We start from the raw sequence: 26,365 nt of genomic DNA on the forward strand, positions 1-26,365 counted from the left end.
TCGAGACGGGGCGGCGGGATAGAGCGGACGGGCCGCGAAGCTGCGACGGGGGCGGGCGAGAGATGATCGGGGACACCCGCGAGTTCGATTTCATCGTCATCGGCGCGGGATCGGCCGGCGCGGTGCTGGCAGACCGGCTCAGCGCCGATGGGCGGCACCGGGTCCTGGTGCTCGAGGCGGGGGGGCGCGACCTGCACCCCTGGGTGCGGATGCCCATCGGCTACGGCAAGGCCTATTACCATCCGCGGCTCAACTGGAAGTTCACGACCGAGCCCGTCGAGGGGCTTGGCGGGCGCAGGAGCTACTGGCCGCGTGGCAAGGTGATCGGCGGCTCGAGCGCGATCAACGCGATGGTCTGGGCGCGGGGACACCCGGAGGATTTCGACGACTGGGCCGAGATGGCGGATGCGCCGGGCTGGGGGTGGCCCGAGGTGGCGAAGACCTATCGCCGTATCGAGGACTGGCAGGGGGACCCCGACCAGATCAGGGGGCAGGGGGGCAAGCTCACGGTCGAGCGGATCGAGGACCGGATGCATCCGCTGTGCCACACCTACCTGAAAGCGGCGCAAGAGGCCGGGATCCCGTTCAATCCCGATTACAACGGCGCCGAGATGACGGGGGCGTCGATCTACCAGATCTCGACGCGGCGGGGGGTGCGGGCCTCGACCGCCGCGGCCTACCTGCGGCCCGCGCTGCGTCGCGCGAACCTCCGGCTCGAGACCCATGCGCATGTGACGCGGGTGATCTTCGAGGGGCGCCGTGCGGTCGGCGTGGCCTACAGGCGCGGCGGGCGGGAGCGGATCGCGCGGGCGCGGGGCGAGGTTATCCTGTCGGCGGGCGCGGTGATGAGCCCCGCGATCCTGCAACTGTCGGGCGTGGGGGCGGGGGCCGCGTTGCAGGCGCTCGGCCTCGACGTGGTGCAGGACGCCCCACGCGTGGGCCGGCATCTCCAGGATCATCTTGGCGCCGACCTGCTTTTCCGCTGCACGCCGCCCACGCTCAACCAGGAACTCGGCCCGTGGTGGGGCAAGCTGCGCGCCGGGCTGCGCTACGGGCTGACCCGGGGCGGGCCGCTTGGTCTCAGCGTGAACCAGGGGGGCGGGTTCGTGCGGCTGCGGCCGGGCGCGGGGCGACCCGATCTGCAGCTCTATTTCTCGCCGGTGAGCTACACGCGCGCGCCCGCGGGCAAGCGTCCGCTCATGTCACCCGATCCGTTTCCGGGGTTTCTCATGGGGATGAACCCCTGCCGCCCGACGAGCGAGGGGCACCTGGGCATCACGTCACCGGATCCGATGACGCCGCCCGCGATCCATCCCGATTACCTCGCCACCGCCGAGGATCGCGAGATGATGGTGGCCGGGCTGCAACTGGTGCGGCGGATCGCGGCGCAGCCGGCGATGGCGGGGATCATCGAGGAAGAGATCGCGCCGGGCGCGGGCGTGGAGGGCGACGCCGCGCTGCTCGACTATGCGCGGCGGACGGCGTGGACCGTGTTTCATCCCTGCGGCACCTGCCGGATGGGGCGCGATGCCGATGCCGCCGTGGTCGACCCGCGCCTGCGGGTGCACGGGCTCGATGGGCTGCGCGTGGCGGATGCGTCGATCTTCCCGGTGATCCCCTCGGGCAACACCAATGCCCCCGCGATCATGGTGGGCGAGATGGCGGCCGAGATGGTGCTGGAAGATGCGCGCGGACGGTGAGGAGAGCCTTGCGCGTTTTCCCATGATCGGCGGGGGTAGCATAGGTTGTGCCGATAATCTTATCAGAATTAGATATTTCACTTATGAGCGGCAATGGGTCACTCAGGGGATCAGATTTGCGGAAAGGAGCCGCCATGACCAGGATCGCCGCGCCCGAACTGGGTGAGCCCTATCTTCTGACGCCGGGGCCGCTGACCACGGCCCGTTCCACCAAGGCGGCGATGCTGCGCGACTGGGGGAGTTGGGACGGCGATTTCCGTGCCATGACCCGCGAGATGCGCGACCGGCTCGTCGCGATGCTGGGCGAGGGGTCGGAGGCCTATGACTGCGTGCCGGTGCAGGGGTCGGGATCCTATTGCGTCGAGGCGATGCTGGGCTCTTTCGTGCCGCGCGACGGCAAGGTGCTGGTGCTGGCGAACGGCGCCTACGGGTTGCGCGCGGCGCAGACGATGGAATACCTGGGCCGCGCATTTCACCTTCTGGACAAGGGCGATTACCTGCCGCCGCGAGGTGACGAGGTGGCGCGGATCCTCGCCGAGGATCCGGCCATCACGCATGTTCTGGCCATCCATTGCGAGACCTCGTCGGGCATCCTGAACCCGGTGGCCGAGATCGCGGAGGCCACGCAGGCGGCGGGCCGCAAGCTTCTCATCGACAGCATGTCGGCCTTCGGGGCGCTCGATCTCTGTCCTGCCGAGATCGAGTTCGAGGCGATGGTGAGCAGTGCCAACAAGTGCATCGAGGGTGTGCCCGGCTTCGGCTTCGCGCTGGCCAGGACCGACGCGCTCGAGGCGGCGAAGGGGGTGAGCCATTCGCTGAGCCTCGACGTGCATGCGCAATGGGCGCATATGGAAAAGACCGGGCAATGGCGCTTCACCCCGCCCACGCATGTGGTGGCGGCCTTTCTCGAGGCGCTGCGGCTGCACGAGGCGGAGGGCGGCGTCGCGGGACGCGGCGCGCGCTACACGCGCAATCGCGACGTGATGGTCGAGGGGATGCGCGGCCTCGGCTTCGAGACGCTCTTGGCCGAGCGGTGGCTGAGCCCGATCATCGTCACCTTCTTCTGCCCGGCCGATCCGGCGTTCGAGTTTGCCCGCTTCTACGACCTGATGAAGGAGAAGGGGTTCATCATCTATCCCGGCAAGCTTACGGTCGTGGACAGTTTCCGCGTGGGCTGCATCGGGCAGATGGACGAGCACGTGATGCGCAACGTGGTGCGCGCGGCGCGGGACGCATTGTCGGAGATGGGCGTCGCAAACGCCGCGCCGCCGCAAGCCGCATTGGAAGAACGCGCCAAGCTGGCCGCGTGAAAAGGAGAATGAAAGCATGACTATCGACGCGCCCGTCGAGGCGAACGAGCGGATCTATCCCGAGCCCAGGGTCACGGCCATCGCCATCTGCCTTGACGGCTGCGAGCCTGCCTACCTGGACGCGGCGATCGCGGACGGGCTGATGCCGACCCTGAAACGGATGCGCGAGGAGGGGACCGACCGCATGGCGCATTCGGTGATCCCGTCCTTCACCAATCCCAACAACCTCAGCATCGCGACGGGGCGGCCGCCCAGCGTTCACGGGATCTGCGGCAATTACCTGATCGACCCCGAGACGGGCGAGGAGGTGATGATGAACGACGTGCGGTTCCTGCGGGCGCCGACGATCTTCAAGCAGTTCTACGACGCGGGCGCGAAGGTGGCCGTGGTGACCGCGAAGGACAAGCTGCGCGCGCTTCTGGGGGCGGGGCTTCGCTTCGATGACGGGCGGGCGAAGTGTTTCTCGGCCGAGAAGGCCGACAGCACGACGCAGGCCGAGCACGGGCAGGAGAAGGCGAGCGAATGGCTTGGCATGGCGCAGCCGGAAGTCTATTCCGCCGAACTGTCGGAATTCGTCTTCGCCGCGGGCGTCAAGCTTTTGCGCGAGTGGAAGCCGGACGTGATGTACCTGACCACGACCGACTACATCCAGCACAAGTTCGCGCCGGAAGAGCCGCAGGCGAAGGCGTTCTACGAGATGTTCGACCGCTACCTCGCGCAGCTTGACGAGATGGGGGCGGCGATCGTCGTGACCGCGGATCACGGGATGAAGCCCAAGCATCACGCGGATGGAAGCCCCAACGTGATCTACGTGCAGGAGTTGATGGACGAGTGGCTGGGCGCGGGCAAGGCGCGGGTGATCCTGCCGATCACCGACCCTTACGTGGTCCATCACGGTGCGCTGGGATCCTTCGCGACGGCCTACCTGCCGGAGGGGGCCGACCGGGAGGAGATCATCGAGAAGCTGCGGGCGCGCGAGGAGTTGATCCTCGTTGTGGACAAGGAGACCGCGATGTCGAGATTCGACCTGCCGGGGGACCGGATCGGGGATATCGTGATGATCTCGGGCGAGAATGTCTGCATCGGGACGAGCGAGGACCGGCACGACCTGGCCGCCTTGAAGGAACCGCTGAGGTCGCACGGGGGGCTGACCGAGCAGGAGGTGCCGTTCATCGTGAACCGCCGGATCGACCTGCCCGATGCGCCCGAGCTGCGCAATTTCGACGCGTTCTTCTTTGCCACGACAGCGGCGGCGAAGGAGGCGGCGGACGCGTGAGCGGATCGCGAGGCCCCGGATCAAGCCCGGGGCAGGCTCCCGGATCACGTCCGGGGCAGGCTCCCGGATCAGGGTCGGGGAAATCCCCGGACCGAGGCCGGGGCGATTGGATGCAAGGGGCGGGTCGATCCGCCGGGGAGGTGAGATGAACAAGATGACCGGCACCGAGATCCGCCGCGAGGGCATGCGCATCGGGGGCGAGGTGGTGCATACCGAGGCCGTGATCGAGGTGCGTTATCCCTACACCGACGAGGTGGTGGGCACGGTCCCCGCGGGCGATGCAAGCCATGCGCGGAAAGCCTTCGAGATCGCGGCCGGTTACACGCCGAAGCTCACGCGATACGAGCGGGCGACGATCCTGCGCCGCGCGGGCGAACTCATCGGGGAGCGGCGCGACGAGCTGGCCAAGTGGCTGACGCTGGAGCTGGGTATCTGTCACCAGCACGCGATCTACGAGACGAAGCGTGCGCAGGATGTCTATGACTTCGCAGCCGCGCAGGCGTTGAAGGATGACGGCGAGATATTCTCCTGCGACCTCACCCATAACGGCAAGGCGCGCAAGATCTACACGATGCGCGAGCCGGTGCGCGCGATCAGCGCGATCACGCCCTTCAACCATCCGCTCAACATGGTAAGCCACAAGATCGCGCCGTCGATCGCCACCAACAATTGCATGGTCTGCAAGCCCACGGAACTCACGCCGCTCACCTGTATCGCGCTTGCGGATATCCTCTACGAGGCGGGGCTTCCGCCCGAGATGTTCCAGGTGGTCACGGGCTGGCCCGGCGATATCGGTGACGAGATGATCACCAACGACCATATCGACGTCATCACCTTCACCGGCGGCGTTCCGGTGGGCAAGATGATCGCCGCCAAGGCCGTCTACAAGCGCCAGGCGCTGGAACTGGGCGGGAACGATCCGCTGATCGTCTGCAACGACCTGGGCGAGGCGGATCTCGAACGCGCGGCGGCCATCGCGGTGGCGGGGGCCACGGGCAATTCGGGGCAGCGGTGCACCGCGATCAAGCGCATCCTCGTGCAGGAGAGCGTCGCGGATGCCTTCGTCCCGAAGGTCCTGGAGCACGCCAAGGCGATCCGCTTCGGCGATCCGCAGGATCCCGAGACCGAGCTGGGATGCGTGATCCACGCCGAGGCGGCCGAGCTGTTCGAGAAGCGGGTCTACATGGCCGAGAAACAGGGCGCGAAGGTGCTTTACGATCCCGGTCGCAAGGGCGCGCTTCTGCCGCCGATCGTGGTTGATCACGTGCCCCATGACAGCGAGCTGGTGATGGAGGAGACCTTCGGCCCGATCATCCCCATCGTGCGCGTGCCCGATGACGACGCCGAGGTGATGCGCATCTCGAACGGGACGGAATTCGGTTTGAGTTCGGGAGTTTGCACCAATGACCTCAACCGGGCGATCGCCTATATCAACGGGCTGGACGTGGGCACCTGCAACATCTGGGAGCAACCCGGATACCGCATCGAGATGTCGCCCTTCGGCGGTATCAAGGACAGCGGCAACGGCGTGAAGGAAGGTGTCATCGAGGCGATGAAGTTCTTCACCAACGTGAAGACCTATTCGCTTCCCTGGCCGGGGTGAGAGATTCCGCCTCCGGCGGGAGTATTTTGGGCAAGATGAAGGGGGCGGGGCGCGTGCGGCACACCGAGGGGGAAGCGAACACGAGCGCCGCGCGGGCCAAGTGGCGGGCGGCGCGGACGGATGAGCCGGGCGAGGCGCTGCTCGAGCGGGACGCGGCGGCGTTCCTGCACCAGAGCCTGTCGAGCCCCTGCGTGAGCACCATCGCGAAGGCCGAGGGCATCTGGATCGAGGATCATGCCGGGCGCCGCTACATGGATTTCCACGGCAATTCGGTGCACCACATCGGCTATGGGCATCCGCGGCTCAAGCAGGCGATCCGGGACCAGCTTGACGACCTGCCCTTCTCGCCGCGGCGGTTCACCAACGAGGTGGCGGTGGCGCTGGCCGAGAAGCTGGGGGAGATCGCGCCGGGGGACCTGGGCAAGGTGCTTTTCACCACGGGCGGGTCGGACGCGAACGAGGTCGCGCTTCGCATCGCGCGGGCGGCGACGGGGCGGTTCAAGACGCTGAGCTTCTGGGATGCGTTTCACGGCGCGGGCTTCGGCGCGTCGAGCGTGGGGGGCGAGGCCACCTTTCGCAGCCATATCGCCGGGCCGCTCCTGCCGGGGGCGGAGCACGTGGCGCCGTTCAACTGCTATCACTGCGCCTACGGGCATCCGGGGCCGGAAAGCTGCGGGCTGGCCTGCGCGAAGATGGTGGAGTTCGTGCTGGAGCGCGAGGGCGATGTGGCGGCGGTGATCGCCGAGCCGATGCGCGCGGTGCCGGTGGTGCCACCGCCGGGCTACTGGCGCGCGGTGCGCGACGCCTGCCATCGACATGGCGCGCTTCTCATCATGGACGAGATCCCGACCGGGCTGGGCAAGACCGGCGAGATGTTCGCGTTCGAGCATGACGGGATCGTGCCGGACATCGTGACGCTGGGAAAGGCGCTGGGGGGCGGGATCCTGCCCATCGCGGCGGTCGTGGCGCGGCGTGATCTGGACGTGTGCGGGGAATACGCCATCGGGCACTACACCCACGAGAAGAACCCCGTGACCGCGCGCGCGGCGCTCACCACGCTGGAGATCATCGAGGACGAGGGGCTGGTCGAGCGGTCGGCGCGGCTGGGAAGCCGGGCGCAGGATTTCCTGCGCGAGCGGCTGGAGGACAACCCGCATGTGGGCGACATTCGCGGGCGGGGCGTGATGTTCGGGGTCGAGATGGTCGCGGATCGCGACACGCGCGCGCCGGCGCCCGAACTCGCCGAACAGGTGTATTACGGGTCGCTGGAGGGCGGGGTGAGCTTCAAGATCAGCGCGGGCAGCACGCTGACGCTGTCGCCGCCGCTCGTCATCGCGGAGGACGACCTGGAGCGGGCGCTGTCGGTGGTGGCGGACGCGATCGGCGCGGTCACGCGGGACGTGCCGCGCCGGTAGGTCGCCTCAGCTTGCGTCTTCGGCGGCGTCTTCGATGTTCTGGCCCGCTTTCTCGATGTCGCGGCCGGCGCCTTCGACGGTTTCGCAGGCGCTGAGCCCGAGGAACGCGGTAAGCGAGAGGGCGGTGAGGATGTAGCGTGTCATGGGTGATCTCCTGTTGGGATTCATCACCCACCGAACGCGAGGCATGCCGCGTTGGTTCCGGCGCCGGGCACCTATTGCGCGGCGCGCGACTGGCTGAAGTAGCGGTCTTCGTCGAACGCGGCCTGGTCGGGGTCGGGGACTTCCATCGGCGTGAAGGTCACGTGAAGCTCGTACCGGTCCTCGTGGTGATCGACCTCGAGCGTGGCGCCGAGCTGCGAGGCGAAGGATTCGATCAGCTTGGAGCCCAGCCCGCTCGAGGCGAGGTCGGAGGCGTCCACCGCGCGTTCGCCATCGGGCGAGAGCGAGTTGACCACGCTGAGCGTGATCTGGTTCCCGGAGGTTCGCTTGAGCGCCACGTTGATCCAGGCCTGGCCGGTGTCGTCGCGTCCGCAATACTTGACGGCGTTCATCGCCGCCTCGGTCGCGAGCAGGGTGAGGGGCACCGCCTGGTCGGGGTCGATGCTGACCGGGTCGAAGGCGGTGGCGAAGTCGATCTTGCCGTCGCTGCCGTCCACATGGCCCACCACAACGAGTTTCTGGATGATCTCCTCGAGCAGGTCGTCGGCCTCGATCACCGCGAGCTTGCGCGCCATGTAGAGATGGCGGTGGATCGAGGACAGCGCCATCACGCGGTCCTGCACCCGGCGCAGGAGCTTCTTTGCCTCGTCGCTGTGAGTGGTGCGGATCTGCATGTTCATCATGCTGGAGATGAGCTGGAGGTTGTTCTTGACCCGGTGGTGCACCTCCTTGAAGAGGGTCGAGATCTGGTCGATATCCTCCTGCTGACGCCGTTCGTGATCCGAGATGCGCCGGGTCATGGCGAGGAAGGCGTCGGCCACGACCTCGATCTCGGGCGGCGCGTTGTCGAGCCGCGCATTGCCCAGCCCGCCGTGCCCCGCCGAGTAGAGATACATCCAGTGCCGCAGGCGGCGCACATGCCGGATCACGAGCCGGTTGATCCCGATATAGGCCACGACGAGGGCGACGCCCCACATCAGGAACGGGAAGACAAGCGCGAGGGCCTCGTTGGGCCCGGCGATCAGGCTGCGGTTGCCGATGGGTGGCCAGCTTCCGAGCGCGTAGACGCGATCCTCGATGATGGGCACGACCGCGAAATCGCGGACCTCTCCGACGCGGTTTTCCGACCGGAAGGCGGTGCGTCCGCGGCTGGCGAGCGTTTCGGGTTGCACGTCGGCGGGCAGGACGCTGCGGCGGTCGTCGTCGAAGCGCTCGGTGGCGAGCACCTTGCCGTTCACGTCGAATATGGCGAGGTCGGCCTTGGTGCGCGCATCGCGCAGCGTGTCGCTGGCCACCTGGAGCGGCACCGCGATCCAGATCGTGCCGATGCGGCGCCCGTCGGAGAAGACCGGCTGCATCACGCTGAGGTTCGAGAAGCTTCCGAAGAAGGTCTGGCCCAACACGGTGAGCGTGCGTGTGTCCGAGCCCAGTTCGGATGCGATCATGCCCTCCTGCGACAGGTCGCGGCGCTCGCCGGTGGAGGAGCAGGCGACTTGCAGGTCGGCGTCGACGAAGCCCGCGAAGGCGAAGCGCGGTTCGTTCTCGACGATCTGGGCGAAGACATCGTCGCAGGCGCCGCCCGCCGTGTCGAAGACCATGGCCGACGCGGTGAGCGTATCGGCGGTGCTGACGGCGGCGCCCACGAGTTCGCGGATCGGCGCCGCGGCAAGCTGCGTGCGTTCGAGCAGGGCGGCCTCGGACACGGCGCGCCGTTCGGCCATGACCGAGGACGTCTGGTAGACCGAGATGAGACCGAGGGGGAGGATCGCCACCGACAGGATCAATACGAGCTTGAGAGCGAGGCCCATGCGCGGAATCCGCGGGGCGGGCGGAACCCTGGGGGTCATGCCGCCGGGATGTTGGAGATCACTGCCATCGTTGCCGAATCCGTCATTTCCAGCTCTTCGTCGTCATCGAGTTGCATAAGCTGTGCGAGGCGCTTGCGGGCCCGGTTGGTACGGCTCTTGATGGTGCCCACGGCGCAGCCGCACATCTCGGCGGCGTCTTCATAGGAAAATCCCTCGGCGCCCACAAGGATGAGCACCTCGCGTTGCTCGTCGTTGAGCTGTGCGAAAGCCCTGCGGAACTCGCCCATCGCGAGATGGCCGTCATGGGCGGGTTTTTCCGACATCGAGCCGGCCATGATGCCTTCGGGGTCTTCGACCTCGCGCCGGCGCTTGCGGTATTGCGAATAATAGGTGTTGCGCAGGATGGTGAAGAGCCATGCGCGCATGTTGGTGCCCACCTGGAACTTGTCGAGGTTGTCCCATGCCTTGACGACGGTGTCCTGCACCAGGTCGTCGGCCGCGGCGGTGTTGCGCGAAAGCGACATGGCGAACGCGCGCAGGGCCTGAAGATGCTCTACGAGCTCTTCCTTCGGGTCGCGATGTTGGGTGGTCACTTCCGGTCCTCCGCGAGGGATTCGCCGGAACTTTCGCCTGCTTCCTTGTCGCGCAACTGGCGCAACAGATCCGTGAACCTGTCCGGAACAGGTTCTTCCGCCATCTCCGAATATACTCTCCGGAGATTTTCATCTATCTGCTTGTTCAACACGGTTTGCTGCCTGCGCTTTTGCGTCATTCCATTTGCCCACGCTCAACGGTTTGCTATTTTCCCCATCAAGCGGGAACCTAACATAAGCGATGGCGTTTGGTTCCAGCGAAACGAAAAAAAATCGAGGATGTCCGAAATGGATGCACCCAATCAAGGCGGCGATGTGACGAGCAAGGTGGCGCAGGAGCTTCCCTACCTGAGACGGTATGCAAGGGCGCTTACCGGCAGCCAGCAAAGCGGGGATCACTATGCCGCCGCGACGCTCGAGGCGATCTTGCAGGACATGAGCGCGGTCAAGGGAGCCTCGGGGGTCCGCGTGGGGCTTTTCAAGGCCTTCCACCAGATCTGGGTCACGTCCGGCGCGCCGATCGACGAGGCCGATGTCGGTGCCGCCACCGAGGCGCAGACGCAGAGGCGCCTTGCCTCGCTGACGCAGAACACGCGGGAAGCGCTGTTGCTGCACAGCATCGAGGGGTTCACCGCCGCCGAGGTGGGCGAGATCGTCGGCGTCGACGAATCCGAGGCCAACGACCTGATCGGCATCGCCCGCAACGAGATGGCGCAGGCGATGAAGGGCCGCATCATGATCATCGAGGACGAGGCGATCATCGCCATGGACATATCGGGGATCGTCGAGGGGATGGGCCATGACGTCACCGGCATCGCGCGCACGCGCGACCAAGCGGTGGAGCTTGCGCGGAAGGCGCCGCCGGAACTGATCCTCGCGGACATCCAGCTTGCCGACAAGTCGTCGGGCATCGACGCGGTGACGCATATCCTCGAAGAGATGGGCGAGGTGCCCGTGGTGTTCATCACCGCCTTCCCCGAGCGTCTTCTGACCGGCGAGAGGCCCGAACCCGCCTTCCTGATCACGAAGCCCTACACCGAGGACCAGGTGCAGTCGGCGGTGAGCCAGGCGATGTTCTTCGCCTCGACGGAGACGCTCAAGGCCGGGTGATCGGTCTTGTGAGCGCGACAGGAAAGACCCCGGAGCGGTGGACGCCCCGGGGTCTTTTCATGTTTGGTGTCGGTCGGGTGTTCCCGGTGCCTGTCAAGTCAGGGTGCGCGACCGCGCACGACCCGCATGATGACGGCCACGATGAACAGCACGAGGAAGATGAAGAAAAGAATCTGTGCGATCCCGGCCGAGGCCGATGCGATGCCGCCAAAGCCGAAGATACCCGCGACGATGGCGACGATGAGGAACAGAATTGCCCAATAAAGCATACTGATGTCTCCCGTTTGTCGGTTGCGTTTCCGATGTCGTCTGCGAAGGGCAACGCCGACCGGCACGGCGAAGTTCCCGACGCGCCTGCCGGTTGGGCGGGCGGATGCCGGCGGACCGGATGCGCGACAATTCGCGCGCGGGTGGTGATATTTTAACTTATTGGCGCCCGGGCCGGGAACCTGCATGGTTGCGGCACGTTGACCGGCAGGGAAATACGCAACCGAAAAGATGGAGAAATATCATGGCGCAAGCCAAAACCGCAGATCCCAGGAAGGACTTCGAAGAGCTTTCGGCGCAGATCGAGGTGCTGAGGAACGATTTGGGTGCGATCACCGAGACGCTGAAGAATGCCGGCGTGCATTCGGGTGAGGCCGCGCTGGCGCATGCGCGCCGGACCGCGTCGGAGCTTCAGGCGCGGGGCCAGGAGGGCCTGAAATACGCGCAGTCGAGCGCCGAGGAGATGGGCGCGCAGGCGGCGCAGGCGGTTCGCAACCAGCCCGCTGCCGCGGTCGGCCTGGCCGTCGGGGTGGGTTTCCTGCTCGGTTTCATGTCGGGCCGGAAGTAACGGATGTTCGGCATCATCGAAGACGCGAAGGACCGCGCGCGCCGGGCGGCGCGCGCGGCCGTCGTCGCGACCGTGGGCGGATTGCTGTGCCTCGTGGGGCTGGGGTTCCTGACGGCCGCGCTCTGGATCATCATCGAGATGGAGTATGGACCCCTCATGTCGGCACTGGTGATCGGCGGGCTCTACCTGGTGCTGGGCGGTGCGATGCTGGCTTTCGGGCGCAACTCGCAGAGCGAGGCATCGCCGGAGCCGCTCCACGAGGCGCAGGTGCCGCCACCCCCGCCGCCGCCGAGGGACCCGTTCTTCCAGATGGCCGAGGGATTCGCGATGGGGCTTCAGGCCGGACGTGAGGCGCGCAGGGGCCGGTGAGGAGCCGCGCGGCTCGGGCCTGCCATCAGTGCTCGGACAGGACGTCGAAGATCATCGCGTCGGTGAACGGACGGGTGAGCATGTGCCACCCGTTCGAGCGCGCGCGCTGCAACTCTCCCTCACCGACGGTAAAGACGGTGCGGCCGACCAGACGGTCGAGCGCCGCCCGGATCGGGTGTGCCTCGTAATCGCTGGGGCGCAGTTCCAGAAACGCGGTGTCGATATGGTCCACACCGACGAGCAGCTCCGAACATTGTGCCGAGGTCGAGGCGTGCAGCACGCGCGCGTCGAAACGCGAGGTGAGCGCCTCGGCCAGATCGGTCGCGATGAGCGGATCCGATTCAAGCACAAGGAACACGCGATGGATGTCGCTATGGGCAGCCATTGGATTCCTTGATTCAAAGGTGTGTTCATGTCTCATCAAGGTTTCATCATGGAACATAAGGAAAGATGGCGCATTTAAATATGACATAGTGGGAGGGTTGAGTGATGAGTACCAAATGCGCGAATTGCCCCCTGCGGAACCTGTCGATCTTCGTGCCCATGTCGCCCGACGAGGTGAAGTTCATGGAGAGTTTCAAGTCGGGCGAGATGCGCGTCGAGGCGGGCACCACGCTCATGCTCGAGGGGTCGAACAGTCCGCAGCTATATACCGCGCTCGACGGGATGGGCCTGAGATACAAGAGCCTCGAGAGCGGGGACCGGCAGGTGATCAACTTCGTCCTTCCCGGAGATTTCATCGGCCTGCAGGCGGGGGTGATGCGCAGCATGCAGCATTCGGTCGAGGCGAGCACGCCGATGACGCTTTGCGTCTTCGATCGCCGGTCGCTCTGGTCGCTGTTTCGGGATCACCCCGAACGGGCCTATGACCTGACCTGGGTCGCGGCCGTGGAAGAGCATATCCTGGGCGAGAGCCTCGCCATGGTGGGGCATCTCAACGGCATCGAGCGGATTTCGCGCGCCTTCGTGCGGTTGCATGACCGCGCGGCGGCCACCGGCATGATCGAGGAGGGTTCGATGCCGCTGCCCTACAAGCAGCAGGACCTCGCGGATGCGCTGGGGCTTTCGCTCGTTCACACCAACAAGACGCTGGCGAAGCTGCGGACCGAGGGGATCGTGACATGGAGCGGGGGGCGTCTCACGATCCACGATTACAACCGCATTTGCGACATAGCAGGGCTCGATCCGGGCGAGACTCCGGTCAGGAGACCGCTTATCTGATAGGCCAGGCTCGGGGACGCAGGGAAGGACCGACAGGATGCATCGTCATTTCGAAGACCCGGCAATCAGGGTTTCGCTTCTCCTGATCGCCACGGTCCTGACCCTTGGTGCGTTGAAGATCAGCGCCGATATCTTCGCGCCGGTGGTTCTGGCGGTGGTGACGGGCATTTTCCTGGCGCCGGTCACGGATTTTTTCGAGAAGATGGGAATACCCGCGCGGTTCGCGGCGGTGATCGTGTTGGTGATGGGCCTTGCGCTGTTGGGGTTCATCATGTTCCTGATCGAGCCGATGATCTGGACGATCGCGGAGGCGCTGCCGCAAATCAGGCTCGAGATCCGAGCGTGGATCTACGAGCTGAGGGGGCTGATCCGCGGCCTCGACGAGGTCAATCGCGAGGTCGAGGAGGCGCTGGGAGGCAATGGCACCAGCGCGGCGAACGGCGAGGAAGGCGCGAGCCCCATGCCCGACATGTCGACCGCGCTTTTCCTCGCGCCCGTGATCCTCATGCAGGCGCTGATCTTCGTGGGCACGCTCTTCTTCTTTCTCATGACGCGCAAGAACATCTATCGCTGGCTGTCCAGGTATATCGGAACCGAGGCGGATACCGAGATCATCCTGGGACGGTTCACCGCGGTCGAGCGGCTGGTGTCGCATTACTTCGTGACCATCTCGTCGATCAACGCGGGGCTTGGCGTGTCGCTGGGCGCGCTGCTGATGGCGATCGGGATGCCGGGTGCGCTCATCTGGGGCGTTGCGGCGTTCCTGCTGAACTTCATCCTCTATCTCGGGCCGGTGATCCTTGTCGGTGCGCTTCTCGTCTCGGGAATCGTGGTCTTTGACGGGATCATGAGCGTCGTGCCGGCCGCGATCTTCCTGTGCCTCAACATGATCGAGGGGCAGTTCCTGACCCCCGCGCTTGTCGGGCGCTTCATCTCGGTCAACCCGCTGCTGATCTTCGTTTCGCTCGTCTTCTGGCTGTGGCTCTGGGGGCCGATCGGCGGGATCATCGCGATCCCGCTTCTGGTGTTCATCCTCGTCATGCTCGACATATTCGACCCCGAGGAGGATCTTGCCGAGGTCGAGACGGAAACCTGAGCGCTCAGACCGATTCCTCGGGGATGCCGGGCAGGGGGGCGGCCATTTCGCGCGCCGCGTCGGAATCGTATCTCACGAGGAAGCCATGCCGATTTTCGGGCGGGGCGGCGCTGTTGTCGTTCACGAGGCGCAGCCATTTCTCGAAACCGCGTGTCACGTCGAGATACTCCTCGCGGTCCGGCACGTCTTTGGGCAGCCAGTTGAAGAGGATGCGGCGGCGGAAATGATCCACCTGATCGGGCCGCGTGAGCAGGAGCCCGGCCTCGGTGTCCCACCTCATGCTCCGGCCGTTGAGATTGGCCGACGAGACGATCGCGCTCGTGTCGTCGAAGATCGACACCTTGGAGTGAACGTAGATGAGCGGGGCGTCGCGCAGGGTGGCGCGGCCTTCATGCCTGTCCTCGTCGCGGCGCGGCTGCACGGGGGAGGCGACGAGAAGCCGGTCGCGCCCGAAGGCGCGACGCAGGATCTCGAGCGAGCGGACCTGAAGGTGCTCTCCGTAGCGTGCATCAAGGCCGTAATTGCCCGAGAAGGCGACCGTCTCGGGCGCGGCGGGCAGGACGATGAAGAGGCGCAGGTCGGGGCAATCCCGCGCGCGGCGCGCGAGGGCACGCGCGATGGGTAGATGGCGCAGGAACTGGGTTTCGAGGTAGATGAGCCGCTCGGCGCGTCCGATCTCGTCGAGATGTTGCTGGCGAAGCTCCTCGACCACGGTCTTGGGCGCGACCCACCAGAGATTGCGCAGGCGCACGCGCGAGATCGTGCGCAGGAAACCCTCGGCAGGCGGGGCCGCCGGCGCCTCTTTCGCGACGGTATCGAGGAAGGTCTCGATATGGCGGGCGGCGCTCTCGGCGATGGGGCCGCGGACGAAGACCTGGACATCCTGCCAGGTCCTTTCCGCCGACCGCTCGTGATCCTTGGTGTCGTAGCGGCGTTCGTTGAGGTCGAGCCCGCCGATGCTGAGATAGTTGCGGTCGAAAACGGCGATCTTCTGGTGATGGGTCGCGGGGATGAGCGTGACACGGGCCGGATGGGTTTCGAGCTGCCCGTCGCGCGTCGGCAGGATGATGTCGCGCAGGCGCGGCGTTTCCCGGCGGAAGCGGTCGCGCTGCGGGTCGGTCATGTCCTTCCACAACATGCGCAACTCGCGCAGTTTCTGGCGCACCAGCGGCCCGAAAAGGACGCGCGGGAAGGGACCGACGGCGGCGTCATGCAGGGCGGGGATGAAGACCAGCCCCGGTGCGTCGTCCCGCGACAGTTCGCGCACCGCCGCCACCTGCCGGCAGGTCCGCCAGGTGTTCTGGTGCATCTCGGGCGCCGCCACGGGATCGAAATCGCTGACCACGAGGCGGATCGAGACGCCGCGATCGAGCGTGTGAATCACGAGGTCGAACCATGTTTCGCCGATTTCGCGCGCCTCGTCGCTGCGCAGTTTCGTGCAGAAATCGAAGACCCGGAAGCTGCAGAGAATCTCGTCCTGTGCATTCAGGAAGGCGCGTTCGAGCTGCGGATAGGCTTCCTCGGCGGTGATGCAGACCTCGAGGTCGCGGATCGGGCCGGTTTCGCCCTCGGAAGGGGCGGGTGCCTTCGGGGTCTCGCCCGTCTCGTGTGAGTCGCTGTCGCGCGCGTTACGCATGGGGGCCTTTCCCTGTTGTGCCTGCGTTTGCCCGGTGCCGTCCCCGCCGGGTCGGGTTTGCGACGAGACAAAGGTGCCCCCGCCATGGGAGTGACGGGGGCAGGCATCCGAGGGACAGTCGGATGAAAGCGTGTGCGGTTGAATGGGATGGGACGCCGCACACACCGGGGAAGACGCAAATTCGAGACGTCTCATTTTCCGAACACCCGCCGGGGCGGTTGGTTCCCGTATGGGTCGCAAAAAATTTCATCCCGCCATCTCCGGGTTGGTGTTCGGGCGGGCCGGTCGCTCGTCGGGCGTTGCACCTGACTTATCATCATCCTCTTTCGCGGACGGCTGGGCGTCGAGGACATCCGTGGGATCGGCGAGTCGGACTTCGCCCGAGTCGTCGAGGATGTTGTCGGCCACATAGGCGCGGCGCTGCCCCGGTGGGCGCTGGGCGCCGACGGTCGTGTCCTCGGCGGTCTGGAGCTCGAGCTCGGCGTTGATCTGGGCGCCGATGAGCACGACGAAGGCGCTGATATAAAGCCAGAAGAGCAGCGCCACGAGGGCGCCGAGCGAGCCGTAGACCTCGTTGAAGGAGCCGAAATTGCGCAGATACATCGAGAAGGCCACCGACCCCGCGAGCCACGTCAGCAGCGCGAAGACCGCCCCCGGCGTGAGCCACGACACGACCGCGCCGCGACGGTTGGGACCGAACCGGTAGAGCAGGCCGATGCAGAAGAACATGACCGCCAACAGCACGATCCACTTGAGCCCGGTGACGAGAAGTTCGACCTTGAAGGGCAGGTTGAGAAGCGCCATCGCCACGGGCAGCGCGATGACGAGCCCCACGGCCACGATCGCCGCGAAGAGCATCAGCAGCGTCAGGCCGATCGAAGCCACGTAGCGCATCACCGTGTTCCGGCGATTGGTCTCGCGGTAGACCGAGTTGAGGCCCCGGATCATCGCCGCCGTCGCGTTCTTGGCCGACCAGACCGAGACCGCGATGGAGAGGATCGACGCCCATTGCAGCGTCGTGTTGTCCGCGATGATGAGTTGGTTCACCTGATCCTGGATCAGGAGAAGGGCCTCCTCGGGCAGGAACTGCCGGACCATGTCGAACTGTGCCAGAAGCACGTCGGGGTCGCCCGCGAAGCCCCAGATCGCCACGAGGGCGGCGATGGCGGGGAAGAGGGACAGGAGCGCATAGAAGGCCACCCCGGCCGCGATGAGGCCGAGGTTGCGATTGTCGATTTCGACCACGACCCGGACAAGGACGCGCCACCAGACGCGCGGTCCGAATTCGGTCGGGGTCACGACATACTTGCGGTCCATGCCTATGCTTTGGCTGACCTTGGTCCGGCGATGAGCCAGATGATGAAGCCCAGGAGCGGCAGCAGCACCACGAGAAGCACCCAGAGCACCTTCTTGCCGGTCGAGGCGCTCGAGCCGACGATGGACACGATGGCCCAGATGTCGAGCACGAGGAGGATGAAGCCGCCAATTCCGCTCACTTCGGTCATTTGATCTTCCTTTCCGTTTCTGCCGCGCGTGTCGCTGCGCGTTATGTCAAATGACGAACGTCGCGGCGGGCGATACGGTTCCGGCGCGCGGCGGCGGATTTCATGGCGCGGCCGCCACCGTGTCGGCCCAATGGGCCATGATCTCGGTTGCGCCGCTGTTGCGGCCCTCGTGACGCCCGACGACCGAGGGGCAGGCGAAGTGGAACGGGTAGGCCGCGCGCGGCGCCGGGGTGAGCGACGGCACCGCCCGAGCGAGTTCGGTGCGCAGCGTCTCGGGCAGCGCGGCGTCGGCGATGGTGGTGTCGGCGAGGCTCATGTCGATGCGGGGCGTATGCATGGCGTCATTCACGTCCATCCCGAAATCGAGCAGCCAGGCGGCGATCTGCGCCACGGCCGGCATGATCTTGCGCCCGCCCGCCGCGCCGAGCGCGAAGCGCGCGCCGTCGGCACGTTCGAGCAGCGTGGGGCACATGTTGGCGAGGCAGCGCTTGCCCGGGCCGATGGAGTTGGGCCGCCCCGGTTCGGGGTCGAACCACATGATCCCGTTGTTCATGAGCATCCCGGTGCCGGGAAGCGTCAGGCGCGAGCCGAAGATCGACAGGAGCGTCTGGGTGACGGCGACCATCGTGCCCTCGGCATCCACGACGTTGAAATGCGTGGTGCAGGTCATGCCGGTGCCGCCGTCGCGGTCGCCCATGGTCTCGAGCCGCTCGCCATTGGCGATCCGCACGGCGCGGTCGAGCGCGGCGTAGTCCGGTGCGGCGGGGGTGGGGCCGCCGGGGGACCACTCGGCGAGCATCTGGAACACGCGTTCGAGCGTGGGTCCCGCCGTCATCTCGGGTGTCCCGAGGATGCGATGACCGCGATAGGCCATGTCGGAGGCGGGCACGATGCGGGCGGTGTAATCGGCGAAATCGGCAGGCGTGTGACGGCCCCCGGCGTCCTGCAGGTCCGACACGATGCGTTCGGCCAGGGCGCCGGTATAGAAGGCGTCCGCGCCTTCATCGGCAAGCGTCGAGAGCGTATTTGCCAAGCCGTTCAGGTCGCAGCGCGTCTCGTCGAGGGCAGTCCAGGCGGAGGCCTTGGGAAAGCCCGCGTCGTCGAGGAAGATCGCGCGCGAGGTGGGAAAGCCCGCCAGCGCCCGCGCGGATCCCGCGATGATGAGCTGCGCATACCAGTCCACCAGAAGCCCGGCCCGCGCCTCGGCGATGGCGGGGGCAAGAAGATCGGCCCAGTCGAGCGAGCCGAAGGCGCGGTGCGCGGCGCCCATGCCCGCGACGAGGCCCGGAATGGCGACCGAGCGGGCGCCCATGAGGTTCGCGTCGTCCTTGACCTGCGGCCAGGCGAAGAGGTCGCCCGCCTTGCCGCCCACGACCGGGTAGTCCTCGATCCTGAGACCCGAGGGCGCGCGCATGCCGAAATCGACCACCTGCGCGCCGGCGTCGCCCGCGCGGCGGACGATCATGTAGCCGCCGCCGCCCGGTCCGCTCATCCACGGCTCGACCACGCCGAGCGCGAACGAGGTGGCGATGGCCGCGTCGACCGCGTTGCCGCCGCGCGTGAGGATGTCGGCGCCGATCTGCGCCGCGATGCGGTTCTGCGCCGTGACGAGGCCGCGCTCGGAGGTGACGGCGGGCTTGGTGATGGTCTGGGTCTGGCTGGCGGCGCGGGACATGGGGGCACCCTCTGCAACGGCATGATGGCCGGCAGAGTGTGGAGCCTTGGCGCGAAAGTCAATCGAACGCGGCGCCGGGCCTCAGGTGCTTCCCTGAAGCGGCAGGACGCCGAGATCGCCCTCGAGCCGTGCCTTCATCGCCTGCGCCGCGGCGTGGGAGCCGGCGGCGGTGGTGAAATAGGGCAACTTGTCATAAAGCGCGACCGAGCGGATCTCGCGGCTGTCCTCGACCGCCTGCGCGCCCTCGGTCGTGTTCATGACGAGCGCGATCTGTTCGTTCTTGAGCATGTCGACGATGTTGGGGCGGCCTTCATAGACCTTCTGGACCGTCTCGCAGGTGAGGCCGTTTTCCTCGAGGAAGGCCGCGGTGCCGCGCGTCGCGACGAGGGAGAACCCGAGGTCGACGAGGGTTTGCGCCGTTTCGATCATCTGCGGCGTCTTGTCGGCATCCTTGATCGAGACGAAGACGCGGCCCTCGGTGGGCAGGTTCACGCCGGCGCCGAGCTGTGCCTTGAGAAAGGCGCGGGCGAAGGAGACGTCCCAGCCCATGACCTCGCCGGTGGAGCGCATTTCCGGCCCCAGGATCGTGTCGACGCCGGGGAAGCGGGCGAAGGGCAGCACCGCCTCCTTGACCGAGAACCACGGCATCGCGGGATCGGCGAGCGTCAGCGGATCGGCCATCGGCAGAGTGCCGGGTTTCGCGTCCTCGGGATAGGAGCCGCGATGGGGGAAGTTCGAGAGCGGCTCACCGGCCATGAGGCGGGCGGCGATGGAGGCGATGGCGGAATCGGTGGCCTTGGCCACGAAGGGCACGGTGCGCGAGGCGCGGGGGTTGACCTCGATGAGGTAGATGTCGCCGTTCTTGACCGCGAATTGCACGTTCATGAGACCGACGACGCCCAGCTCGAGCGCGAGCGCGCGGGTCTGGCGCTCGATCTCCTCGATGGTCTCGCGCGAGAGCGTGTAGGGCGGGAGCGAACAGGCGCTGTCGCCGGAATGCACGCCCGCCTCCTCGATATGTTGCATGATGCCCGCGACATGCACGTCGGTCCCGTCGCAAAGCGCGTCCACGTCGCATTCGATGGCGCCCGAGAGATAGCCGTCGAGCAGGACCGGGCTCTTGCCCGAGACCACGACCGCCTCGGCGATGTAGCGCTCGAGATGGGCCATGTCGCGCACGATCTCCATCGCGCGGCCACCCAGGACGTAGGAGGGGCGGATCACCAGCGGGAAGCCGATCTCCTCGGCGATCGCCAGCGCCTGCGCGTCGGTCGAGGCGATGCCGTTCCGGGGCTGTTTCAGACCGAGCTTGTTGACGAGCGCCTGGAACCGCTCGCGGTCCTCGGCGAGGTCGATCGCGTCGGGCGAGGTGCCGAGGATCGGGATGCCCTCGGCCTCGAGCGCGTTGGCGAGCTTCAGCGGCGTCTGGCCGCCGAACTGGACGATGACGCCGTGCAAGGTGCCGTTCTCCTGCTCGACGCGCAGGATTTCCATGACGTGTTCGAAGGTGAGCGGCTCGAAATAGAGCCGGTCGGACGTGTCGTAATCGGTCGAGACGGTCTCGGGGTTGCAGTTGACCATGATCGTCTCGTAGCCCGCGTCCGAGAGCGCGAAACAGGCGTGACAGCAGCAATAGTCGAACTCGATCCCCTGGCCGATGCGGTTGGGGCCGCCGCCGAGGATCACGACCTTCTTCGCGTCCGACGGGCGCGCTTCGCATTCCACGTCGCCCATGACGGGGGTTTCGTAGGTGGAATACATGTAGGGTGTCTGGGCCTCGAACTCGGCGGCGCAGGTGTCGATGCGCTTGAAGACGGCGGTGACGCCCCGCGCGTGGCGCGCGGCGCGGACCTGTGCCTCGGTCATGCCGGTCAGCGTGGCGAGGCGGGCGTCGGTGAAGCCCATCATCTTGAGCCGCCTGAGCGCGGGCTCGTCTTCGGGCAGACCGTCCGCGCGCACGGCTTCCTCGGCCTCGACGATCTCGCGGATGCGGGCGAGGAACCACGGATCGAAGGAGGTGGCGTGGTGGATGTCGTCGTCCGACAGACCGTGGCGCATGGCCTGCGCGATGGTGCGGATGCGGTCCGGCGTCTGGGCGCTGAGCGCGCGGATGATGGCGGCGTGGTCGGGGGCGCCCTCGATCTCGATCTCGTCGAAACCCGAAAGCCCCGTCTCCATCGAGGCGAGCGCCTTTTGCAGCGATTCGTGGATCGTGCGGCCGATGGCCATGGCCTCGCCCACGGATTTCATCGCGGTGGTGAGGGTGGGCTTGCTGCCGGGGAACTTCTCGAAGGCGAAGCGCGGGATCTTGGTCACGACATAGTCGATCGTGGGCTCGAAGCTGGCCGGCGTGACCTTGGTGATGTCGTTGTCGAGCTCATCGAGCGTGTAGCCCACGGCGAGTTTCGCGGCGATCTTGGCGATGGGGAAGCCCGTGGCCTTGGACGCCAGCGCCGAGGAGCGCGACACGCGCGGGTTCATCTCGATCACCACCATCCGCCCGTCATCGGGATTGACGGCCCATTGCACGTTCGAGCCACCCGTCTCGACGCCGATCTCGCGCAGGACGGCGATGGAGTGGTTGCGCATCACCTGGTATTCCTTGTCGGTGAGCGTGAGCGCGGGGGCCACGGTGATCGAATCGCCGGTGTGGACGCCCATGGGATCGACGTTCTCGATGGCGCAGACGATGATGGCGTTGTCGGCGCGGTCGCGCACGACCTCCATCTCGTATTCCTTCCACCCCAGCAGCGACTCGTCGATGAGGATCTGGCTGACGGGCGAGGCGTCGAGGCCGGATTTGCAGTAGTATTCGTAATCGTCACGGTTATAGGCCACGCCGCCGCCGGTGCCGCCCAAGGTGAAGGCGGGGCGGATGATCGCGGGAAGGCCCACGTGGTCGATGGCGGCCATGGCCTCGTCGAGCGAGTTGGCGATGGTGGCCTTGGGGTTCTCGATCCCGAGCCGGTCCATCGCCTCGCGGAAGAGCTTGCGGTCCTCGGCCATCTCGATGGCCTCGCGGTTGGCGCCGATGAGCTCGACACCGAATTTCTCGAGCACGCCCATGTCGGCCGCGGCAAGCGCGGTGTTGAGGCCGGTCTGTCCGCCCATCGTGGGCAGAAGCGCGTCGGGGCGTTCCTTCTCGATGATCCTGGCGACGATCTCGGGGGTGATCGGCTCGATATAGGTGGCGTCGGCGAGCTCGGGGTCGGTCATGATGGTGGCGGGGTTCGAGTTCACCAGGATGACGCGATACCCTTCCTCGCGCAGCGCCTTGCAGGCCTGGGCGCCCGAATAGTCGAATTCGCAGGCCTGTCCGATGATGATGGGACCCGCGCCGATGATCATGATGGACTTGATATCGTCTCGTCTCGGCATGGCGGCCCCCGGTGATGCGCAAATTGCTGGGGTTATATCCATCGCGCGCGAGGGCGCAAGGGGCCGAGGCGCCTGCAAGGGCGTGCGCGGTGCGATTCCGGCGCGCGCGACACCGGAGCACGAACGAAAACGGCGCGAGGGCCCAAACCGTCGCGCCGCGCTCGCGGTCCGCAAGGAGCGCGATGTCAGAATCGCAGGGCGTAGCCGATGCGAATCTCGTTCGCCTCGAAATCATCCAGAGTGAGCGGGACGATCGTAGGAAACGTGTTCGGTCCGGTCGAGGTGGAGCCGTAATTGGTGTGGCGGAACTCCACTCTCATCATCGAGCGGTCGCTCCTGGATATGTCGAGTCCCAGCGCAGCCGTGTAGCCGTGCATGAACTTGTTTCTCGTCGGGTTGCCGCCCACGCCGGCGAACTGGGTCTGGACCAGGCCGGAGGCAAGCCCGACCGCGACATAGGGCAGGTATTGGCCCATGCCGTAGCCCAACCGCGCCCGCAGCGCGGCCCCGGCTTCGAGTTGCTGGTCGACGCTCTGCGTGGGCGCGGTGTTGACGGGGCCGGGATCATCGAGGCCCGCGGCGAAGACTTCGCCCTCGACCCCGCCGATCAGGTTCGAGGAAAGTTGCCAGTTATAGCCGACGAAAGCACCGCCCAGCAATCCTTCGGGAGACGAGTCGAAGCGGACGGCGGGGTTCGAGGTGACGAAACCGCCGGCATCGCCCGAGCCGTAGCCGAGTTGGACACCAGCATACATGCCGCTCCAGTCCTGTGCCTGCGTCGGTGCCGCGCCCACAGCCAGGACACCCCCGGCGACGAGAGTAAGCAAACGTTTCATGATGAATTCCCCAATGTATCGTAATGTCGCCGAATGGCTGCAATGGCCGAAACCATACGCGCACGCGCGATCGCATGCCTATATGTTTACGTTTGGGGACTCGGGTTGAGTTGCGAAATTGTCACGGCGCGCCGGATGGCGGCGGTCATGTGTTCCGCACGCCGCGCGCAGGGGAATTTTGGGGGTGTCGGAGCCTCTTGCGCACAGTAAACAGCGGCGCAGGAAAGCGACGGGGGCGATGACCAGGTGCGGATACGTTTCGATCATGGACCGGAGGGTCGTGCGGCGATCTTCGACGGTGCCGCCGGGCTGATCGTGGCGCATGGTCCGGGCGACGTGCCGGCCGCACTGGCCGCGCTCGATGCGGCGCGGGAGGCGGGGCTGTGGCTGGCCGGGTTCGCGAGCTACGAATTGGGGCTGGTCCTCGAGCCCAAGCTCGCGCCGCTGCTGCCCGGGGGACGACGCCTGCCGCTCCTGCAATTCGGCACCTACGAGCGCCCCGAGGACGCCGCGCCGCTGGTCGCGGGGGAGGTGGCGCTGGGCGGGTTCGCGCCGCGCTGGAGCGCCGGGGATCATGCGGCGGCTTTCGACAGGGTGCAGGCCTATATCGGGGCGGGCGATATCTATCAGGTGAACCTCACCTTTCCCATCGACCTCGAGGCGCGGGGACGGGCGGAGGCGATCTATGCCGCGCTCGACGCCGTGCAGCCGGTGCGCCACGGCGCGCTGATCGAGGCGGAGGGCCTGCCCGCCATCCTGTCCCGCTCGCCCGAGCTTTTCTTCCGCACCGACGGGCAGGGCGGGATCGAGACGCGGCCGATGAAGGGCACGCAGCCGCGCAGCGCGGATGCGGCGGAGGACGCGCGGCGGCGCTATTTCCTCCAATCGGACGAGAAGAACCGCGCCGAGAACCTGATGATCGTGGATCTTTTGCGCAACGATCTGAGTCGGGTCTGCGCGCCGGGCAGCGTGCGGGTGCCCGAGCTTTTCTCGGTCGAGAGCTACGAGACGGTGCACCAGATGACCTCGCTCGTCACGGGGCGGATGGTGCCGGAAACCGGGCTTGCCGACATTTTCGCGGCGTTGTTTCCCTGCGGGTCGATCACCGGGGCGCCGAAGGTGCGCGCGATGGAGATCATCGGCGAGCTGGAGCCGTGGCCGCGCGATGTCTATTGCGGCGCGATCGGCTGGGCCGCGCCCGACGGGCGGGCGGAGTTCAACGTGGCGATCCGCACCCTCCTGGTCGAGGCGGACGGGCGCGCGCGGCTCAACGTGGGCGGCGGCGTCGTCCATGACAGCACCGGCGCGGGGGAATACGAGGAGGCGCTCTGGAAGGCGCGGTTCGTCGATCGGCTGATCGGATGAGGCCGCGCGGATCGTCCACGGTCGGGGTTCGTCCGGCATGTCCCCGGCCGGTTACTCCGCCGCCTTGCGCGCCTGGGAGTGGCCGCCTTCGTAGATGTAGTCGCGGGTGAGCGGGACCGTGTGACGGTCGCGCGCGAGCTGGAACTGGAACACCACCTGTTCGGCGTGCCGGAAGGTCATCTCGCAAGCCACGAGGTAGAAGCGCCACATCCGGCAGAAGCGTTCGTCGTAAAGCGCGCGGGCCTTGTCCTCGTTCGCGACGAAGCGGTCGTGCCAGTGCTTGAGCGTCTCGGCGTAATGCAGGCGCCAGATTTCCACGTCGGTGGCAAAGATGCCCTGGTTTTCGATCGCGCGCATGGTTTCGGACATGGCGGGCACGTAGCCGCCGGGGAAGATGTACTTGGTGAGCCACGGGCTTGTCGTGCCGGGCGGGTCGGCGCGGCCGATCGTGTGGATGAGCGCCACACCCTCGGGGGTGAGCAGATCGCGGACCGTGCGGAAATACGTGTTGTAATGCGGCACGCCCACATGCTCGAACATGCCGACCGAGACGATGCGGTCGAAGCGCCCCTCGACCTCGCGGTAGTCCATCAGCTTGAAGCGCACGCGATCGGAGAGACCGGCGGCGCGGGCGCGGGAGTTGGCCATGGCGTGCTGTTCGGTCGAGAGGGTCACGCCCGTGACATCGGCACCGTAGTCGCCCGCGAGCGTCAGGCCCATCCCGCCCCAGCCGCACCCGATGTCGAGCACGCGCATGCCGGGTTCGATCATGAGCTTGCGGGCGATGTGATGTTTCTTGGCGGCCTGCGCCTCCTCGAGCGTCATGTCGGGGCGGGCGAAATAGGCACAGGAATACTGCCGGTCCTCGTCGAGAAAGAGATCGTAGAGCTCGCCCGAGAGGTCGTAGTGATGGGCCACGTTGGCGCGTGAGCGGCCGGCCGGGTTGAACTGTTGCAGGAAGCGGCCGGCCTGGCGGGCCCAGATCAGCGGCGTGCGGAACCACGGCTGCCCAGTCCGCGACATGTTGGACATGGCGAGCGCGAGGAAGCCGCGGAGGTCGTCGCCCTCGATGGTGAGGCGTTCGTCCATGTAGGCTTCGCCCACGGCGAGGTCGGGCTGGAACACGATCTTGCGCGGCAGGCTCTCGTCATGGAAGGCGATGGCGACCGAGGGCCCGAGCGAAGCATCGCCGTAGCGGCGCGTTTCGCCGTCGGGCAGGGTCACGATGAGTTCACCCCGCTTGATGAGCTGCGACAGAAAGGCATCGAGAACACGTGTCCACATGATTGCAACCCTCCGGCCGCTCCGGTGATCCTTTCATCGCGCGACGGCACCGGATCGCGGCTTTATTCAACCTACGGGCATATTTACCCAAAGCTCGAAGCGTGTAAACGCCGTTGAACGCGGGGCGCCTTGCGGTGGCGGAAAGGGGCGTGGGGCGCGCGGCCTTGACTTTGACCGCGAGGCGCGGT

Annotated in this window: 24 protein-coding genes; 11 read left to right on the top strand and 13 right to left on the bottom strand. The window is 66.6% G+C overall.

Annotated features, from left to right (window positions below):
- The first annotated feature begins 62 nt into the window (after positions 1 to 62).
- The 5 genes from K1T73_RS05170 to K1T73_RS05190 all read left to right on the top strand — a co-directional run bounded on the left by K1T73_RS05170 (position 63) and on the right by K1T73_RS05190 (position 7,304).
- Positions 63 to 1,700 carry a GMC family oxidoreductase gene (locus tag K1T73_RS05170; protein ID WP_220602904.1) on the top strand — a complete coding sequence of 546 codons (1,638 nt, stop codon included), beginning with the start codon at positions 63 to 65 and terminating at the stop codon, positions 1,698 to 1,700.
- Between the two features lie 134 nt (positions 1,701 to 1,834).
- Entirely contained in the window at positions 1,835 to 3,010 is a 1,176-nt protein-coding gene (locus K1T73_RS05175) for a 2-aminoethylphosphonate--pyruvate transaminase (RefSeq protein ID WP_220602905.1), read from the top strand.
- Positions 3,011 to 3,026: 16 nt separating this feature from the next.
- Positions 3,027 to 4,286 (top strand): phosphonoacetate hydrolase, encoded by a 1,260-nt coding sequence (gene phnA, locus K1T73_RS05180; protein WP_220602906.1) that lies wholly within the window; start codon positions 3,027 to 3,029, stop codon positions 4,284 to 4,286.
- A gap of 145 nt (positions 4,287 to 4,431) precedes the next feature.
- A complete protein-coding gene (phnY, locus tag K1T73_RS05185; RefSeq protein ID WP_259400452.1) occupies positions 4,432 to 5,889 on the top strand; it encodes a phosphonoacetaldehyde dehydrogenase in 1,458 nt (485 codons plus the stop codon).
- A gap of 53 nt (positions 5,890 to 5,942) precedes the next feature.
- Positions 5,943 to 7,304 (top strand): aspartate aminotransferase family protein, encoded by a 1,362-nt coding sequence (locus tag K1T73_RS05190; protein WP_220602907.1) that lies wholly within the window; start codon positions 5,943 to 5,945, stop codon positions 7,302 to 7,304.
- A 6-nt stretch (positions 7,305 to 7,310) separates the two neighbouring features.
- Here K1T73_RS05190 and K1T73_RS05195 read toward each other — a convergent pair whose 3' ends face one another.
- The 4 genes from K1T73_RS05195 to K1T73_RS05210 form a co-directional block, all read right to left on the bottom strand.
- Positions 7,311 to 7,448 carry an entericidin A/B family lipoprotein gene (locus K1T73_RS05195; protein WP_220602908.1) on the bottom strand — a complete coding sequence of 46 codons (138 nt, stop codon included), beginning with the start codon at positions 7,446 to 7,448 and terminating at the stop codon, positions 7,311 to 7,313.
- A 71-nt stretch (positions 7,449 to 7,519) separates the two neighbouring features.
- Positions 7,520 to 9,274 carry a sensor histidine kinase gene (locus K1T73_RS05200; protein WP_259400453.1) on the bottom strand — a complete coding sequence of 585 codons (1,755 nt, stop codon included), beginning with the start codon at positions 9,272 to 9,274 and terminating at the stop codon, positions 7,520 to 7,522.
- Between the two features lie 35 nt (positions 9,275 to 9,309).
- Entirely contained in the window at positions 9,310 to 9,867 is a 558-nt protein-coding gene (locus K1T73_RS05205; RefSeq protein ID WP_220602910.1) for an RNA polymerase sigma factor, read from the bottom strand.
- Positions 9,864 to 10,046, bottom strand: coding sequence for a NepR family anti-sigma factor (locus tag K1T73_RS05210; protein ID WP_220602911.1), 183 nt, complete (start codon positions 10,044 to 10,046; stop codon positions 9,864 to 9,866). The genes K1T73_RS05205 and K1T73_RS05210 overlap by 4 nt, the downstream gene beginning before the upstream one ends.
- A 109-nt stretch (positions 10,047 to 10,155) precedes the next feature.
- Here K1T73_RS05210 and K1T73_RS05215 point away from each other — a divergent pair, with 109 nt between their 5' ends.
- Positions 10,156 to 10,977 carry a response regulator gene (locus K1T73_RS05215; RefSeq protein WP_220602912.1) on the top strand — a complete coding sequence of 274 codons (822 nt, stop codon included), beginning with the start codon at positions 10,156 to 10,158 and terminating at the stop codon, positions 10,975 to 10,977.
- Positions 10,978 to 11,075: 98 nt separating this feature from the next.
- On the opposite strand, the gene K1T73_RS05220 is transcribed toward K1T73_RS05215, so the two are convergent.
- A complete protein-coding gene (locus K1T73_RS05220) occupies positions 11,076 to 11,246 on the bottom strand; it encodes a DUF1328 domain-containing protein (protein WP_220602913.1) in 171 nt (56 codons plus the stop codon).
- 242 nt (positions 11,247 to 11,488) lie between these two features.
- On the opposite strand from K1T73_RS05220, the gene K1T73_RS05225 reads away from it, so the two are divergent.
- Positions 11,489 to 11,812, top strand: coding sequence for a YqjD family protein (locus K1T73_RS05225; protein WP_220602914.1), 324 nt, complete (start codon positions 11,489 to 11,491; stop codon positions 11,810 to 11,812).
- 3 nt (positions 11,813 to 11,815) lie between these two features.
- The gene (locus K1T73_RS05230) at positions 11,816 to 12,181 is read left to right on the top strand and encodes a phage holin family protein (RefSeq protein WP_220602915.1); all 366 of its coding nucleotides are present in this window, start codon (positions 11,816 to 11,818) and stop codon (positions 12,179 to 12,181) included.
- 25 nt (positions 12,182 to 12,206) lie between these two features.
- Here the strand turns inward: K1T73_RS05230 and K1T73_RS05235 are convergent, their stop codons facing one another.
- The gene (locus K1T73_RS05235; RefSeq protein WP_220602916.1) at positions 12,207 to 12,566 is read right to left on the bottom strand and encodes a hypothetical protein; all 360 of its coding nucleotides are present in this window, start codon (positions 12,564 to 12,566) and stop codon (positions 12,207 to 12,209) included.
- 104 nt (positions 12,567 to 12,670) lie between these two features.
- On the opposite strand from K1T73_RS05235, the gene K1T73_RS05240 reads away from it, so the two are divergent.
- Entirely contained in the window at positions 12,671 to 13,402 is a 732-nt protein-coding gene (locus tag K1T73_RS05240; protein WP_220602917.1) for a Crp/Fnr family transcriptional regulator, read from the top strand.
- A 37-nt stretch (positions 13,403 to 13,439) separates the two neighbouring features.
- Positions 13,440 to 14,498, top strand: coding sequence for an AI-2E family transporter (locus tag K1T73_RS05245; protein ID WP_220602918.1), 1,059 nt, complete (start codon positions 13,440 to 13,442; stop codon positions 14,496 to 14,498).
- A 4-nt stretch (positions 14,499 to 14,502) separates the two neighbouring features.
- Here K1T73_RS05245 and K1T73_RS05250 read toward each other — a convergent pair whose 3' ends face one another.
- The 6 genes from K1T73_RS05250 to K1T73_RS05275 all read right to left on the bottom strand — a co-directional run bounded on the left by K1T73_RS05250 (position 14,503) and on the right by K1T73_RS05275 (position 23,528).
- The gene (locus K1T73_RS05250) at positions 14,503 to 16,134 is read right to left on the bottom strand and encodes a phospholipase D family protein (protein ID WP_220602919.1); all 1,632 of its coding nucleotides are present in this window, start codon (positions 16,132 to 16,134) and stop codon (positions 14,503 to 14,505) included.
- 246 nt (positions 16,135 to 16,380) lie between these two features.
- Positions 16,381 to 17,451 carry a YihY/virulence factor BrkB family protein gene (locus K1T73_RS05255; RefSeq protein ID WP_220602920.1) on the bottom strand — a complete coding sequence of 357 codons (1,071 nt, stop codon included), beginning with the start codon at positions 17,449 to 17,451 and terminating at the stop codon, positions 16,381 to 16,383.
- 2 nt (positions 17,452 to 17,453) lie between these two features.
- Entirely contained in the window at positions 17,454 to 17,639 is a 186-nt protein-coding gene (locus tag K1T73_RS05260; RefSeq protein WP_220602921.1) for a PLDc N-terminal domain-containing protein, read from the bottom strand.
- Between the two features lie 100 nt (positions 17,640 to 17,739).
- Positions 17,740 to 19,314 carry a gamma-glutamyltransferase family protein gene (locus tag K1T73_RS05265; RefSeq protein WP_220602922.1) on the bottom strand — a complete coding sequence of 525 codons (1,575 nt, stop codon included), beginning with the start codon at positions 19,312 to 19,314 and terminating at the stop codon, positions 17,740 to 17,742.
- Positions 19,315 to 19,395: 81 nt separating this feature from the next.
- Positions 19,396 to 22,692: a carbamoyl-phosphate synthase large subunit gene (gene carB, locus K1T73_RS05270; protein ID WP_220602923.1), complete on the bottom strand. Its 3,297-nt coding sequence runs from the start codon at positions 22,690 to 22,692 to the stop codon at positions 19,396 to 19,398.
- Positions 22,693 to 22,877: 185 nt separating this feature from the next.
- Positions 22,878 to 23,528 carry an outer membrane protein gene (locus K1T73_RS05275; protein WP_220602924.1) on the bottom strand — a complete coding sequence of 217 codons (651 nt, stop codon included), beginning with the start codon at positions 23,526 to 23,528 and terminating at the stop codon, positions 22,878 to 22,880.
- Positions 23,529 to 23,774: 246 nt separating this feature from the next.
- Between K1T73_RS05275 and K1T73_RS05280 the strand changes: the two genes are divergently transcribed.
- The gene (locus K1T73_RS05280; RefSeq protein ID WP_220602925.1) at positions 23,775 to 24,893 is read left to right on the top strand and encodes an aminodeoxychorismate synthase component I; all 1,119 of its coding nucleotides are present in this window, start codon (positions 23,775 to 23,777) and stop codon (positions 24,891 to 24,893) included.
- 51 nt (positions 24,894 to 24,944) lie between these two features.
- Here the strand turns inward: K1T73_RS05280 and K1T73_RS05285 are convergent, their stop codons facing one another.
- Positions 24,945 to 26,177 carry a cyclopropane-fatty-acyl-phospholipid synthase family protein gene (locus tag K1T73_RS05285; RefSeq protein ID WP_220602926.1) on the bottom strand — a complete coding sequence of 411 codons (1,233 nt, stop codon included), beginning with the start codon at positions 26,175 to 26,177 and terminating at the stop codon, positions 24,945 to 24,947.
- Positions 26,178 to 26,365: the final 188 nt, after the last annotated feature.

This window comes from Roseovarius sp. SCSIO 43702 (assembly GCF_019599045.1).
In the GTDB taxonomy this organism is placed as follows: Bacteria; Pseudomonadota; Alphaproteobacteria; order Rhodobacterales; family Rhodobacteraceae; genus Roseovarius.